Source organism: Streptomyces sp. NPDC041940 (genome assembly GCF_055589465.1).
The window spans coordinates 52,838-65,785 of sequence record NZ_JBVJBP010000024.1; the positions used below are offsets into that span (position 1 = coordinate 52,838).

General features: G+C 70.7%; 10 protein-coding genes and 1 pseudogene. 7 read left to right on the top strand and 4 right to left on the bottom strand.

Annotated elements, in window-relative coordinates:
• Positions 1–134: 134 nt before the first annotated feature.
• Together ACZ6I3_RS32035 and ACZ6I3_RS32040 are read right to left on the bottom strand one after the other, a co-directional pair.
• On the bottom strand, positions 135–1,013 hold the full coding sequence (locus ACZ6I3_RS32035) for an alpha/beta fold hydrolase (RefSeq protein ID WP_469419395.1): 879 nt from the start codon (positions 1,011–1,013) through the stop codon (positions 135–137).
• Between the two features lie 27 nt (positions 1,014–1,040).
• Positions 1,041–1,742 (bottom strand): SDR family oxidoreductase, encoded by a 702-nt coding sequence (locus ACZ6I3_RS32040; RefSeq protein WP_469419397.1) that lies wholly within the window; start codon positions 1,740–1,742, stop codon positions 1,041–1,043.
• Positions 1,743–2,349: 607 nt separating this feature from the next.
• On the opposite strand from ACZ6I3_RS32040, the pseudogene ACZ6I3_RS32045 reads away from it, so the two are divergent.
• The 3 genes and pseudogenes from ACZ6I3_RS32045 to ACZ6I3_RS32055 all read left to right on the top strand — a co-directional run.
• Positions 2,350–2,484 (top strand): annotated as a pseudogene (locus tag ACZ6I3_RS32045) ((4Fe-4S)-binding protein); the annotation flags it as partial.
• Between the two features lie 526 nt (positions 2,485–3,010).
• The gene (locus ACZ6I3_RS32050) at positions 3,011–3,580 is read left to right on the top strand and encodes a TetR/AcrR family transcriptional regulator (RefSeq protein WP_469419399.1); all 570 of its coding nucleotides are present in this window, start codon (positions 3,011–3,013) and stop codon (positions 3,578–3,580) included.
• Between the two features lie 542 nt (positions 3,581–4,122).
• Positions 4,123–5,250, top strand: coding sequence for an alpha/beta hydrolase (locus ACZ6I3_RS32055; protein ID WP_469419400.1), 1,128 nt, complete (start codon positions 4,123–4,125; stop codon positions 5,248–5,250).
• Between the two features lie 106 nt (positions 5,251–5,356).
• Here the strand turns inward: ACZ6I3_RS32055 and ACZ6I3_RS32060 are convergent, their stop codons facing one another.
• Entirely contained in the window at positions 5,357–6,400 is a 1,044-nt protein-coding gene (locus ACZ6I3_RS32060) for a zinc-dependent alcohol dehydrogenase family protein (protein WP_469419402.1), read from the bottom strand.
• 78 nt (positions 6,401–6,478) lie between these two features.
• Positions 6,479–7,723 (bottom strand): MFS transporter, encoded by a 1,245-nt coding sequence (locus ACZ6I3_RS32065; protein WP_469419404.1) that lies wholly within the window; start codon positions 7,721–7,723, stop codon positions 6,479–6,481.
• Positions 7,724–7,858: 135 nt separating this feature from the next.
• Here ACZ6I3_RS32065 and ACZ6I3_RS32070 point away from each other — a divergent pair, with 135 nt between their 5' ends.
• The 4 genes from ACZ6I3_RS32070 to ACZ6I3_RS32085 all read left to right on the top strand — a co-directional run bounded on the left by ACZ6I3_RS32070 (position 7,859) and on the right by ACZ6I3_RS32085 (position 12,923).
• Positions 7,859–8,764: a helix-turn-helix transcriptional regulator gene (locus ACZ6I3_RS32070; protein WP_469419405.1), complete on the top strand. Its 906-nt coding sequence runs from the start codon at positions 7,859–7,861 to the stop codon at positions 8,762–8,764.
• Between the two features lie 103 nt (positions 8,765–8,867).
• Entirely contained in the window at positions 8,868–10,427 is a 1,560-nt protein-coding gene (locus ACZ6I3_RS32075) for an alkaline phosphatase family protein (RefSeq protein WP_469419407.1), read from the top strand.
• 105 nt (positions 10,428–10,532) lie between these two features.
• The gene (locus ACZ6I3_RS32080) at positions 10,533–10,970 is read left to right on the top strand and encodes a DUF7144 family membrane protein (protein ID WP_469419409.1); all 438 of its coding nucleotides are present in this window, start codon (positions 10,533–10,535) and stop codon (positions 10,968–10,970) included.
• 123 nt (positions 10,971–11,093) lie between these two features.
• Complete coding sequence (locus ACZ6I3_RS32085) at positions 11,094–12,923, top strand: glycoside hydrolase family 15 protein (RefSeq protein WP_469419411.1); 1,830 nt, start codon at positions 11,094–11,096, stop codon at positions 12,921–12,923.
• Positions 12,924–12,948: the final 25 nt, after the last annotated feature.

Sequence of the window (12,948 nt, forward strand, 5' to 3'; positions counted from 1 at the left end):
TCCCGACTCACGCGATCCTGCGGCTCCCATAAAACGGAGGCTATCTCCGCACTCGCTCCACAGTAAAACGGAGGCAGCATCCGGTCAAGCCGGAGGGGCCACGGGCAGGACGGTCCAGGACGACCGGCGGAGTGTCAGGCCACCGCGTTCAGCAGGTCGGCCGGCACGTCGGGCCGTTCCAGAGCTATGAAGTGGCCTGCCTTGGGGACCTGAGTGAACTCGGCGGCCGGAAGCAGGCTCTTGTTCGCCTGCCGGTCCGAGGGCCGCGACCAGTCCTTCTCGCCGTAGACGAAATGGACGGGGGCCTTGACCTCGGGGTAGCGCGAGCGGGCCGCGATGAGGCCGGGCAGGGCCTGGTACACGCCCCGCGCCACGGTCGGGTAGCCGGGACGGCCGCCCACCTGGAGGAGTTCGTCCACGTAGTCCTCCCGCAGCGCGCTCCTGTCGCCGAGGCCGCCCCGCAAAATCTTGCGGAGGGCGGGCTTGGGCTCCACCCCGGCGATCACCGGGCCCACTCCCGGCATGAGAACGCCGCTGACCACGACGCGGGCGAGGAGGCTGGACCGGGCGATTCCGCCGCGGAAGTCGTAGGTGTTGACCGCGACGACGCGCCGCACCCGCTCCGGGAGATCGGCGGCGGCGGTCAGGGCGAGCACCGCCCCCATGGACTCCCCCACCAACGTCACGTCGTGCAGGTCGAGTTCGGTCAGGAGCCGCTCGACGCCCGCGCGCATCGCCGGCTCGCCGTACGAGGCGCCGGGCACGATCTCGGAGTAGCCCATCCCCGGCAGGTCGAGGGCGTAGACGGTGTAGCGGTCCGCGATCAGCGGGATGAGGTGGCGGAAGTGCTCGGCCTGGGTGCGCACGGTGTGCAGCAGGACCAGAGGCGCGCCGGTGCCCGCCCTGAGGTAGCGCAGGGTTCCCTCGCGGCCGTCAGGTCCCGCTCGCTGGGCGAGGGTGTGGCTGGTGGTCCCCGGAATGTGGATCGTGGGACGTGGCTCGTGGCTGGGCATCTCGCCGGCTCCTTGTACGTGAAGGGGTTACGTCGCCAACTGGGCGTACAAGTCGGCCAGATCGCCGGCCAGGCCCGCCTTGACCTGCCGCGAGATGTCGTCGGCGAGCACCTCGTACGCGCCCGTCTCGACCCCGTCGAGGGCGAGTGCGGCGACGTCACGCGGGTCGGACTTGGGTGCGACGACGTTCGCCGCCAGGTCCGTGTCGACGTAGCCGACGTGCAGTCCGGTGACGGCGATGCCGCGCGGCCGCAGCTCCAGGCGCAAGGAGTTGGTCTGCGACCACAGGGCGGCCTTGGAGGCGCTGTAGGAGCCGCCGAGCGCGATCCAGGAGAGCACGGAGTGCACGTTGAGGAGGTGGCCGCCGCCGTTGCGCTCGATGACCGGTACGAGAGCCCGGGTGAGAAGGAGCGGGCCGTAGAAGTTGGTCTCGAACTCCCGGCGTACGTCGTCGACCGGGGACTCGAGGAAGGACGCGCCGACCGAGGCGCCCGCGTTGTTGATCAGCACGGTGACGTCCTGGGCCTGCGCGGCGGCCGCGGCCACGGAGGCCGGATCGGTGACCTCCAGAGCCACCGGGACGGCGTCGGGGTGCGTCACGCCGCGCGGGTCGCGGGCGGTGGCATAGACCTTGCCGGCGCCGCGTGCGTAGAGCTCTTCCACCAGGGCCTTGCCGATGCCGCGACTGCCACCGGTGACGAAGACGTGGGCGCCTTTCAGTGCGGTCATACCTGCCTCCACTACGAGAAAACCGGTCGGTTTCCCTAGACCGTAAACCGATCGGTTTCCGTGCGCAAGCCCTGGAGGTGAGCCGTCCGGGCTTGGGGCCGGCCGCCGGACTCGACCGCTGGCAGAACCCAGGCTTCCGGCGAAGCTGGCCGCCCACCCGTCGGTGCGGGCCGTACTCGCCCGGCGCCGGGCCGGTGACGCCGCGAGCCCGGCGCCGGTGATCGACGCGGCCTGGCTGCGCGAGCTGTGCCTGGCGGCCGGTGCGGACGACGCGGCGGCGGTCAGCCTGGACCACCCCGACCTGGCCGGTGAGCGCGAGCAGGCACGGTCCGCACTGCCGGGCACCCGCACCCTGATCGCGATGGCGGTCCGGATGAACCGCGACAACTGCCGTTCCCCAGCCCGCAGTGTGGCCAACCAGGAGTTCCACCAGACCGACGAACAGGCCAACCACGCCGCCCGCAGCGGCACCCAGGCTCTTCAGGACGCCGGCTACCGCGCGCTCAACCCTTCGGTCGGCTTCCCCCAGGAGATGGACCACTTCCCCAGCGAACGGATCTGGGTGGTGGCACACAAGACGGTCGCGGTGGCGGCCGGACTCGGCGTGATGGGCCTGCACCGCAACGTCATCCACCCCAAGTTCGGCAACTTCGTACTGCTGGCCACCGTCCTGGTGGACGCCGAGGTGAGCGAGTACGGGCAGGCGCTCGACTACAACCCCTGCATCGACTGCAAGCTGTGCGTCGCCGCCTGCCCGGTCGGCGCCATTCACAAGGACGGCGCATTCGACGCGCTGGCCTGCACGACCCACAATTACCGTGAGTTCATGAGCGGGTTCACCGACTGGGCGCAGACCGTGGCCGACAGCCAGGACGCCGCCGACTACCGCTCCCGGGTCTCCGATTCCGAGAACGCCTCCCTGTGGCAGAGCCTGAGCTCACCCCCCGGCTACAAGTCCGGCTACTGCCTTGCCGTCCGCCCCGGCGGCGAGGACGTCCTGGGCCCCTACCTGGACGACCGCAAGACCTTCATGGACACCGTGCTGCGCCCGCTCCAGGACAAGACGGAAACCCCTACGTCCCGCCCGGCTCCCCCGCGCAGGAGTACGCCCGGCGCCGCTTCCCCCACGAGCCGGTCAAGGAAGTCACCGGCGGCCGGCAGCCCCCGGCACCACGCCCGGCCTCCTCCTGACCGGGCGCACTCGCCCCCGACGCCATCCCGGAAACCGATCGGTTTTCATTTTGTCCGATTCGAGCTACCCTCACAGCATGACCACCGCGGCGAAGCCAAGTTCCAGGGAGCGACTGCTGGAGGCAGCGGCCACGCTTACCTACCGGGACGGTGTCAACATCGGCGTCGAAGCGCTGTGCAAGGCTGCGGGAGTGTCGAAGCGCTCCATGTACCAGCTGTTCGAGAGCAAGGACGAACTGCTGGCGGCAAGCCTGGAGCAACACGCCTCCGCCTACGTGGCGACGCTCCTGCCCGCGGCCGACGACGGCGGTTCGCCCCGCGAGCGGATTCTGCACATCTTCGAGCAGGTGGAGTCACAGTCGCGGGCACCCGAGTTCCGGGGCTGCCGGTACCTGGCCGCGCAGATCGAGCTCAAGGATCAGAATCACCCCGCGAGCCGGGTCGCCCGCCGGATCAAGGCCGACTTGACGGCCTTCTTCCGCACCGAAGCCGAAGAAGGCGGCGCGAGCGACCCTGATCTGCTGGCCCGGCAGCTCAGCCTTGTCTTCGACGGCGCCAGCGCCCGAGCCGGGATCGGAGCGGACCGACTGGCCGGGCTCATCGCACCCACGGTGACCACCCTGCTCGACGCGGCAGCCATGCGCTGACGCAAGGCGATCCGGAGCGGGCTGGGCACCGGTGCGCTCTCCCCGACTCACCGAGCCCCCGGAGCCGTTGGGAGCGATGCCGCCCTGCCGCTGCCAGGCCCTCCCGCCTTGGAACAACTCCGGAAGAGATCCACGCGGCAGCGAGGGAGGTCATGCCGGCCCAGGCGTACCCGATGGCCTTCGCGCACCCTGATGACCGGCATCTCCTCGCGGCCCTTCTGCCCGAAGTCGGCCCGCTGTACCGCCTTGCCGGGCCGCCAGCCGCCCATGGGGGCGCTACAGGCCCCGGGTCGACGACCCCCCGAAGGGCTTCGAGTGCGCCGGTGCCGCTGCTCATGCGGTCGTCGCGCGGCACCCCGCCGGACGGGGACATGCCTTCCACGCTACGACGCCCGCCCCTCGGGGTGGGGGGTCGAGCTTGTACCCCCCATAAACCCGACCTGCCACACCTGGAGCGGAAGCGGTTCTCTGGGATCGCGCCCGGGTCACGACACCACTGACCGTCGCGCCTTCCTCCACCGATCGGATATGAGGTCCCCTCCATGGAACGTCGCAAAGCACTCGGACTGATCGCCGGCGGCGGTGCCGCCACCGCCGCCTCCTTCACGGCTCTGCCCTCCTTCGGTGCGGAGAGCGGCCGCGCCGCGGGCGCCGCGGGACAGGGCAAGGCCGCGGCCAAGGGCGGCTATACCTTCGCGCTGGACAAGAACGTCGAGCGGACCTCGGTGCGGTTCAAGAACCGCTACGGCATCGAGGTCGCCGCGGACCTGTACGTGCCGAAGAACGCCCGGGGCAAGCTGCCGGCCCTGGTGGTCAGCGGTCCGTTCGGCGCGGTGAAGGAGCAGTCCTCGGGGCTCTACGCCAACGAGTTCGCCCGCCGCGGCTACGTCGCCCTCGCCTTCGACCCCTCCTTCACCGGGGAGAGCGGCGGCACGGTGCGCGACGTGGCCTCGCCCGACATCTACACCGAGGACTACAGCGCCGCCGTCGACTTCCTCGGCCTGCGGAAGATCGTCGACCGCGAGCGGATCGGCGCGCAGGCCGTGTGCGGACTGAGCGGGATGGCGCTCACCGCGGCGGCCGCGGACAGCCGTATCAAGGCGGTCGCCGCGGCCTCGATGTACGACATGTCGCGCAGCATGTCCCGCGGCCACGAGGACTACTACACGCGTGAGCAGCGCCAGAAGGTCGTGGACCACCTCAGCCGGCAGCGCTGGACCGACGCCGAGAACCGCACCTACGCGCGGCTCTCCCACGAGGTCCCCTTCGACGAGGACGGCGACGTCGCCCCCTCGAACCGCGTCCTGCCCAAGACCCTCCCGGCGGACGCCGATCCGATCACGAGGATCTTCTTCGACTACTACCGCACCGAGCGCGGCTACCACCCGCGCTCGATCAACTCCACCACCGCGTGGACCGGGACCACGCCGATGTCGTTCTTCGCCTTCCGGCAGATGACGAACATCGACATGCTGGCGCCCCGCAAGGCGCTCCTGGTGGCCGGTGCCGACGCGCACTCCCGCTACTACTCCGAGGACGTCCGGGCGATGGCCCCCGACACCGTCGACCTCGTGATCGTCCCGGGCGCTGACCACGTCGACCTGTACGACCGCAAGGACCTGATCCCCTTCGACAGGCTCGACGAGTTCTTCACCAAGAACCTCGCCTGACCGGAAGTGCCCGAAGACCTCCGTGCGGTGCAGTCCTTGACGGCTGCACCGCACGGAGGTCTTCGCCGTGATCAGGCCAGTACACCTCACCGCTCGTCAGGGCTCGTCAGGGCTTGACGAGGACCTTGAGGGTCTTGCGGTCGGCCATGTCCCGGTAGCCGGCCGGGGCTCCGTCGAGGCTGGTGGTGGCGTCGAAGACCTTGCCGGGCTCAATGGTGCCGTCGAGGATGTCGGGCATCAGCTCCTCGATGTAGGCGCGCACCGGTGCGGGGCCGCCGGCGAGGCGGATGTTGTGACGGAAGAGGCTGCCGAAGCCGATGGGTGCCTCCTCGTACTGGGGCACGCCGACGCGGCTGATGACGCCGCCCGGGCGGACGATGCCGGTGGACTGCTCGTAGGCGGGCATGTTGCCGACGCACTCGAGGACGACGTGCGTGCCGTGCCCGCCGGTCAGGTCGCGGACCGCTTCGATGCCCTCGTCGCCGCGGGCGGCAACGACGTCGGTGGCGCCGAATTCGCGGCCGAGGTCGGTGCGCGCCTGGTGGCGGCCCATCAGGATGATCTGTTCGGCGCCCAGGCGCTTGGCCGAGAGGACGGCGAGCAGGCCGACCGCGCCGTCGCCGATCACGGTCACGCGGGTGCGTTCGTTGACACCGCCCGCGACGGCGGCGTGGTGGCCGGTGCCGAGGACGTCCGAGAGGGTCAGCAGGGACGGGACGAGGGCGGAGTCCGGGGCGACGGGGAGCTTGACGAGGGTGCCGTCGGCGAGGGGGACGCGGACCGCTTCGGCCTGGCCGCCCTCCTCGGCTTCGCCGTCCCAGAAGTTGGCGTGGGCGTGGGCGCAGGAGGTGTGCAGTCCCTCGCGGCAGAACTCGCAGGTGTTGTCGGAGATGGCGAAGGGTGCGACGACCAGGTCGCCGGGCTTGACGGTGGTCACCTCCGGGCCGGTGTCCTCGACGACGCCGATGAACTCGTGGCCCATCCGGGCGGGACCGTCCTCCGGCTTGTGGGAGGCGTAGGGCCACAGGTCGCTGCCGCAGACGCAGGAGGCGGTGATCCGGACCAGCGCGTCGGTGGGGTGCTTGATGACGGGGTCGGAGACGTTCTCGACGCGGACGTCGCCGGCGCCGTACAGGAGTGTTGCGCGCATCAGTGGTGCTCCGTTTCCGGGTAGTGCGTGATGGAGGGGGGTGGTGTGGGGTCAGGAGTGCCTGGCGTCCGTGGTGGCCTATGCCGCTGCCGCCGAGCGGCGGCGGCGCTGGAGGAGCGCGATGGCGATGGTGGGGATCAGGGTGAGGGCGGCGATGGCGGTGCCGACCACGGCGGGGCCGGTCGTCCCGAGCGGTGAGTCGAGGGTGAGGCCGGCGATCCAGGAGCCGACGGCGGTGCCCAGGTTGAACGCCGAGACGGTCAGGGCGGAGGCCAGGACGGGGGCCTGGCGTGCGAAGCGGACGGCCAGGGACATCAGCACCGGGTTGGCGCCGAGGCCGAAGAAGCCCAGCAGGGCGACCAGGATGACGGTGGGCACGGCGTAGCCGGCCAGCAGGGAGATCGCCAGGAGCAGGAGGGTCGCCCCTGCGGCGGCCACAAGGGTCACCATATGCGGGCGGCGGTCTCCCAGACGGCCTCCGACGAGGGAGCCGGCCAGGGCGCCGAGGCCGAAGCCGACCAGGACCAGCGGCACGATCCCGGACGCGATGCCCGACCGGCCGGTCAGCAGCGGCGAGATGTAGGAGTACGCCGCCAGGACACCGCCGGTCGTGGTGGCGCAGGCCGCCAGGACCAGCCACAGGCGGCCGGAGCGCAGAGCGGTCAGCTCGGAGCGGATCGACACCGCCTGCTGGTCGCCGCCGTCGTGGGGGACGGTACGGGCGATGAGCGCGATGGACGCGGCGGAGAGGGCCGCGAGTGCCCAGAAGGGGCCGCGCCAGCCCATGAGCTGTCCGGCGAACGCGCCCACCGGCACGCCGACGACGTTGGCGAGCATGGCGCCGGCGCCGACCAGGCCCAGGGCGCGGGAGCTCGCCGCGGGGCCCGCGGCGCGTGCGGCGGCCACATTGGCCACGGCCCAGAACGCGCCGGTGGCGATCGCGGTCAGGAACCGTGCCGCCAGGACCAGGGTGAAGTTCGAGCTGAGGGCGACGATGACGTGCCCGGCGGCGAAGACGCCCAGGGCGAGCATCAGCGTCAGCCGCTTGGGCAACCGCAGCGTCAGCATGGCCATCAGCGGGGCGCCGACGATCATCCCGACCGCGAAGACGGTGATCATCAGGCCGGTCCGGGCGACGCTGACCTGGAGGTCGCCGGCGATCTCGGGCAGCAGGCCGGCCACGATGAACTCGGTGGTGCCCATCAGGAACGTGCCCAGCGCGAGCACGTGGACGACGAGGGGGAGCCTGGCACGCGGTGCCTGGTGAGGCTGCTCGGTCCGTGCTTCGGCGGGGGCGTGGAGGGTCGCTCCTCGCGTACTCAAGGTTCATCTCCGTGTGGGTCGTGATCGAGGTACGTCTCCCAGAGAACCCGTCGCCCCGTGCTTGAGGAAGGTCGCGTTTATAGGGGGTACAAGCTCAACCTCCCTCCACGGCAACGGGTGGCTACCGTGGATCGCATGCAGGACAGAAGCGACCACCGCACGGAGATCCGGGACTTTCTCGCCAGCCGACGCGCCAAGATCACCCCGGGGCAGGCCGGGCTGCCCACCAGCGCCCGCCGCCGGGTGCCGGGCCTGCGGCGTGAGGAGGTCGCCGTCCTCGCGGGCGTCAGTACCGAGTGGTACACCCGCCTGGAGAAGGGCCACATCAGCGGCGTCTCCGAAGAGGTGCTGGCCGCGGTCGCCCAGGCCCTGCAACTGGACGAGGACGAACGCACCTACCTGTTCGACCTGGCCCGCGCGGCCCGGCCCGCCCGCCGTACGCCGTCCCGCCGCAAGGACGTCGAAGTCCCGCCCCGCATTCAATGGATGCTCGGCTCCATCACGATGTCCGCCGCCTTCGTACGCAACGGCCGCCTGGACGTCATCGCCCACAACGCGCTCGGCAGGGCCCTGCACGCGCCGATGTTCGACAGCCGCACCACCGACAAACGCGGCCGTCCGAACTTCGCCCGCTACCACTTCCTCGACCCGGGCTCACAAAAATTCTTCGTCGACTGGGACTCCGGCGCCGCCGCCACCGTCGCGCTGCTGCGTGCCGAGGCCGGCCGCGAACCGCATGACCGGGCCCTGCGCGAGCTGGTCGGTGAACTGTCCACGCTCAGCGCCGACTTCCGCACCCTGTGGGCCGCGCACGACGTCCGTATCCGCCACGAGGGCGTCAAGCGGCTGGAACACCCCGAGGTCGGCCGTCTGGAGCTGACCTACCAGTCTCTGGACCTGCCCGTCTCGCAGCGGGCCACGCACGACCTGAGCCTCTACACCGCCGAACCGGACAGCACCTCCGAAGAGCGCCTCAAGCTCCTCGCCAGCCTGGCGGCCACTCCGGTCCAGGCGACGGAACCCACCGACCGGCTGCACTGACCGGCCTGGGCCGGCCGGCCTCGCTTTGACACCTTTGCCGGGCTGTCCAAGAGTGGAATGGACTCCTCAGGGCGAGTGACAGACGCCCGGATCGGAGGCCGGCGTGTCCACCACCGGACGTAGCAACGCGTTGGACCATACGGTCGTACTCATGTTCGAGAACCGGTCGTTCGACACCCTGCTCGGGCAGCTGTACCAGCCGGGCGAGGTCGCCTCCTTCGAAGGTGTCCTCGGCAGGGACCTGTCGAACCCCGTCCCCGACTGGGCCGAGGACCACTCGGGCCGGCGGTCGGTGCCTTTCGGGAGCGCCGAGACGATGGACATTCCGAACCCGGATCCGGGCGAGGAGTACCAGCACATCAACACCCAGCTCTTCGGTGTGATCGACCCCGAGGGCAACCGAGGGGTCCTGGCCGAGAAGATGGCCGCCCCGTTCAACGCGCCACCACCGGGGCGGGCGCCGACGATGGACGGGTTCGTCGCCGACTACATCAGCGCGTTCCGGGCGGAGCTGGGCCGCCCGCCGAAGTACCACGAGTACGCGCAGATCATGGCCGGGTACACCCCCGAGCAGCTGCCTGTGCTGTCCTCGCTGGCACGCGGTTTCGCCACCTTCGACCACTGGTTCGCCGAGGTGCCCTCGCAGACGTTCACCAACCGCTCGTTCTTCCACGCCGCGAGTTCGTCGGGCTTCGTCGTCAACGCGCCGTACCGCACGTTCCCGCTGCGGAACACCGCCGAGACCGTGTTCGAACGGCTGGAGGCCAGTGGGCTGACCTGGCGGGTGTACGTGGACGCGCCGAGCCCGCTCCCCTTCACCGGGCTGATCCACGGACCGCGGCTGCGCGAGCGGTTCGCCACACACTTCGTCACCACGGACCGCTTCCTGGAGGACGCCGCCGCCGGCACGCTGCCGGCCTACTCGTTCATCGAGCCCAACCTGTGGCACGGCCACAACGACATGCACCCTCCGGAAGCCGCGCTGCTGCAGGGGATTCCCTTCGACGCCCCCTCGTCCCTGCTGGGCGGCGAGGCACTGCTGGCCAAGGTGTACGACGCCGTCCGTTCGTCGGCCTCGCCCGACGGGTCCAACGCGTACAACACGCTGCTCATGATCGTCTTCGACGAGCACGGCGGCACCTACGACCACGTACCCCCGCCCGCCGCCACCGCCCCGGACCCCGGCGCGCCGCCCGGGCAGCTGGGCTTCACCTTCGACCGGCTCGGCGTCCGCCTGCCCGCGATCGCGATCTCCGCCTGGGTGCCCGCCCGGACCGTCGTCAACGGTGTCCATCACCACACGTCGGTCATCCGCACACTCCGCGAACGCTGGAACCTCGGCCGCCCCCTCACGGCCCGGGACGCCGACGCCCCCGACCTCGCCCCCGTCCTGAGCCTCGACCGGCCGCGCGACCCGCAGGACTGGCCCGATGTCGCCGCACGGCCGGTTCCCGGGTTCGACCAGGCCCTGGTCCCGCCGGACGCGCCGCTCAGCCCGCTGGCCACGGCCTTGTTCCACGGCTACCTCGGACTCGCCGAGCAGCTGGGCGCCACCGTGCCCGCGCTCGACGAGAAGGCCCGGCCGAACGGCCAGGAAGCCATGGCGATCGTCCACGAGAGCGCACACACCCTCTTCCCGGGCCTACGTACCGCGTCCGTCTGACTCGCCGGCCGTACGTCGGGCGCGGTCGGTCCCCTGCCCTGCGAACCTCACCTCAGCGGCGCATCATCGGTTGCGGCGCCCCGGGCCGACCCGTGGGGTGGAGGCATGCAGCCAGCCCCCTCTGCCCCGGAAGACCGCCCCGAGCCGCCGCTGGAGCAATCGCACTGGGTGGCCTTCGCGGGGATCCTGCTGTTTCTGAGCGGCCTGTTCGACATCACCAACGGCTTCGTCGCCCTGCTGGACCACGGCTACTACGAAACGGCCTACGACCACGGCCAACGCCTCCTCATCTTCAACTACGACGCCTGGGGCTGGATCTGGATCGTCATCGGCATGGCCCAGCTCCTGGCCGGCGTGGGCGTGCTCGTGGGGTCGCGGGCGGCACGGCTCACCGGGATCGTGCTGGCCTCGGCCTGCCTGGTGGGCCAGTTGATGTTCCTGTCCGCGTTCCCGTGGTGGTCGGTCGTCACCATGGCCCTGTCCGTGCTCGTCATCTTCGGGCTGGTCGCCGAACCCCGGCACGTCCCGGGTATGCGGGTCTGACAGCGAGGACCGGATCCCGGGATGGTGGCCGGGGAGTGCCGGGAGGTCGGTTGCGCGTCCCCGGCTTACGCTGGTCGGGGGGCCGCTGACCGGGTGACGGTGCGTGTCGGAAGGGGCTCCGCGATGGATGAGTACCCGCTGATCGAGAACCACGGTCTGATCGGTGATCTGCAGACCGCGGCGCTGGTGACCACCGACGGGACGGTCGACTGGTTCTGCTGTCCGCGCTTCGACTCGCCGAGCGTCTTCGGCGCCCTGCTCGACAAGGACGACGGCGGGCACTGCACGGTCAGGCCGGCTCAGGCGGCGTACGCGACCAAGCAGCTGTACCTGCCCGACACGGCGATCCTGGTGACCCGCTTCATGACCGAGGCGGGCGCGGGTGAGGTGGTCGACTTCATGCCGGTGACCGGCACGACGGCCACCCCGCGCCACCGGCTGGTCCGCATGATCCGCTGTGTGCGCGGCAGCATGACCTTCGAGATCGACATCGCGCCCCGCTTCGACTACGGACGCAAGCCGCACGAGCTGCACGTCACCCAACACGGGGCGGTGTTCGTCTCGGACGGGACGAACCTGACGGTGCACGCGGTCCGGGAACCGGACGACGAGCGTCTGCTGAACTCCCTCACCGTGGACAACGACCTGCGCCTCACGCTCAGCCTGCAAGCGGGGCAGCAGCGCGGACTGGTCCTGGAGTCCGCCGCCGACGGGCCGCCCAGGGAGTTCCGGCTCCCCGAGTTCCAGCAGATCTTCGAAGACGCCATCCGGTACTGGCGGTCCTGGCTGAGCAAGTCGCGCTACTCGGGCCGCTGGCGCGAGGCGGTGGAACGCTCCGCCATCACGCTGAAGCTCATGACCTACGCCCCCACCGGCGCCGTGGTGGCCGCACCCACCACGGGGCTGCCCGAGCAACTGGGCGGCGAGCGCAACTGGGACTACCGGTTCACCTGGATCCGGGACGCCTCCTTCTCCGTGTACGCCCTGCTGGGCATGGGTTTCACGGAGGAGGCGCAGGCGTTCATCGCGTGGCTCGGCAAGCGGATCAAGGAACGGGCCGGAGGCGACGGCAGCTCCGGGCCACTGAACATCATGTACGCGGTCGACGGCTCCTCCGATCTGAAGGAGGAGACCCTGGAACACTGGGAGGGCTACGAGGGTTCGTCCCCCGTACGCATCGGAAACGGCGCCGCCACCCAGCTCCAGCTGGACATCTACGGCGAGGCGCTGGACAGCATCTACTTCGCCCACCGGCACGGGATCCACCCGGGGCACCGGGAGTGGACCGAGCTGCTCGCCGTACTCGACTGGCTGGCGGACCACTGGGACCAGGCCGAGGAAGGCCTGTGGGAGACCCGCGGCGGCCGTCAGCACTTCACCTACGGCCGCGTGATGTCATGGGTCGCCTTCGACCGCGCACTGCGGCTCGGGGAGGCCACCGGCCGTCCGGCCGCGGCCCGACGCTGGAGCGAGGCGCGGGACGCCCTCTACCAGCAGGTCATGGCCGAGGGCTGGAACGATGCGCGCGCGGCCTTCGTCCAGCACTACGGCAGCGAGGTGCTCGACTCCTCGCTGCTGCGCATGCCGACGGTCGGCTTCATCACCCCGGACGACCCGCTGTGGTCCTCCACGCTGGACGCGATGGAGGAGGAACTGGTCACCGACAGCCTGGTGTACCGGTACAACCCCGACGCCTCACCCGACGGGCTGCGCGGCTCCGAGGGCACCTTCTCGCTGTGCACCTTCATGTACGTCGACGCACTCGCCCGGGCGGGGCGGGCGGACCAGGCCAGGCTCGTCCTGGAGAAGATGCTCGGGTACACCAACCATCTCGGCCTGTACTCCGAGGAGATCGCCCTGACGGGCCGCCAGCTCGGCAACTTCCCGCAGGCGTTCACGCACCTGGCGCTCATCGACGCGGCCATCACCCTGGACGCGTCGCTGAACCGGTGACGACGCCGCCGGCCTCGCCGACCGC